3 protein-coding genes are annotated in these 1,512 nt (G+C 72.5%); 1 reads left to right on the top strand and 2 read right to left on the bottom strand.

Going from position 1 to position 1,512, the window contains the following annotated elements:
* Position 1: 1 nt before the first annotated feature.
* Positions 2-292 (bottom strand): peptidoglycan-binding protein, encoded by a 291-nt coding sequence (locus tag AB0C29_RS47970; RefSeq protein ID WP_360834990.1) that lies wholly within the window; start codon positions 290-292, stop codon positions 2-4.
* A gap of 188 nt (positions 293-480) precedes the next feature.
* On the opposite strand from AB0C29_RS47970, the gene AB0C29_RS47965 reads away from it, so the two are divergent.
* Positions 481-1,278: an SAM-dependent methyltransferase gene (locus AB0C29_RS47965; protein ID WP_360834988.1), complete on the top strand. Its 798-nt coding sequence runs from the start codon at positions 481-483 to the stop codon at positions 1,276-1,278.
* 7 nt (positions 1,279-1,285) lie between these two features.
* Here AB0C29_RS47965 and AB0C29_RS47960 read toward each other — a convergent pair.
* The coding region (locus AB0C29_RS47960; RefSeq protein WP_360834986.1) for a DUF732 domain-containing protein at positions 1,286-1,512 on the bottom strand (227 nt) is incomplete at its 5' end.

Genomic DNA, 1,512 nt, shown 5'->3' with positions numbered 1-1,512 from the left:
GTCAGGCCGCCGCGGCGCGTTCGAAGCGGTGCAGCTCGCGGGCCTCCTTGGCGTAACGGGCGAGCAGGTGCACCGTGCGGGGACCGGCGACGCCGTCCGCTTCCAGGCCGACCCGGGCCTGGAAGCCCCGGACGGCGGCGGCCAGGTCCTCCTCGGTGCGCCCGACGCTCAGGCCGAGGTCGGCGAACAGGCCGCGCAGGGCCGCCGGGTCCGCGGCCGGGACCTCCTCGCCCCAGCCGATCAGTCCACCGACGGCGGTGCCGACCAGACCGAGCATTCCGCGTGCCGACATGATGACCTCCTGGGTGGGTGACGGGCACTTCCCAGGATCCGCAGTCAACCTGTGCGTGGCATCGGACCAGGGGCGCGACCTGCTGTGCGTCGGCTGCGACTTTCGGCTGATCCGCGCCGGGCTGTAGTTATTGCAGGAATGGTGCAAAGATGTGCGCCCACCCCCACACCGGACAGGGAGCCACCGCGATGCCGGAACCGGCCGGGGACGCCCGGATCAACACGAACGTGCCGCACTCGGCCCGGCTGTGGAACTACTGGCTGGGCGGGAAGGACAACTTCGCGTCCGACCGGGCCGCGGGGGACGAGATCGCCCGGCAGCTGCCCTCGATCATCGACCTGGCGGTGGCCGACCGGGCCTTCCTGGGCCGGATGGTGCGTCACCTCGTCGCCGAGCGGGGGGTCCGGCAGATCCTGGACATCGGCACCGGCCTGCCCACCGCGGACAACACCCACCAGGTGGCCCAGTCGATCGCGCCGGACGCCCGGATCGTCTACGTCGACAACGACCCGCTGGTGCTCGTGCACGCCCGCGCCCTGCTGACCAGCACCGCCGAGGGCGCCACCGAATACATCGAGGCCGACCTCAACGACCCGGAGGCCATCATCGCGGCGGCCGGGCGGACCCTCGACTTCTCCCGGCCGGTGGCCGTCACCCTGCTGGGCATCCTGCACTTCATCCTCGACGACGACGCGGCCCGCGAGGTGGTGGCGCGGCTCGTCGACGCCCTGCCCCCGGGCAGCTATCTGGCGATCGCGCACGGCTGCAACGACATCAACCGGGAAGCCGCCGACAGCATCGTGTCGTTCTGGAACGAGCACGGTACGCCCAAGATCGTCTATCGCAGCTCGGCGGAGATCACCCGCTTCTTCGACGGCCTGGAGCTGCTGGAGCCCGGCGTCGTGTCGTGCTCGCGCTGGCGGCCCGGGCCCGGTGACCCCGACATCGACGTCAACCAGTACTGCGGAGTGGCCCGCAAGCCCTGACAGCCGGTCAGAATTCCCCGGCCCGGCGGTCCTGCGCCGGGCACACCGTGCCGACTGCCAGCTTGATCAGCTGCTGGGCGCCGGCCCGATCGGTGCCGAAGGTGCGGACCTCGGTCACCACGGCGGCGGCGGACCGGCCGGCGGCCAGCGCCGCGCACGCCTGCTGGGCGAGCGCGGCGATCTCCTCGTCCCGGCGGTCCAGGGCCAGGCCGGGCATCGTGCGCTGCACCGCGG

The sequence above is a fragment of the Actinoplanes sp. NPDC048791 genome, assembly GCF_040650095.1.
Lineage (GTDB): Bacteria > Actinomycetota > Actinomycetes > Mycobacteriales > Micromonosporaceae > Actinoplanes.
Note: the sequence above shows the minus strand (reverse complement) of the source record. Positions and strands in the feature narration are given on the sequence as shown.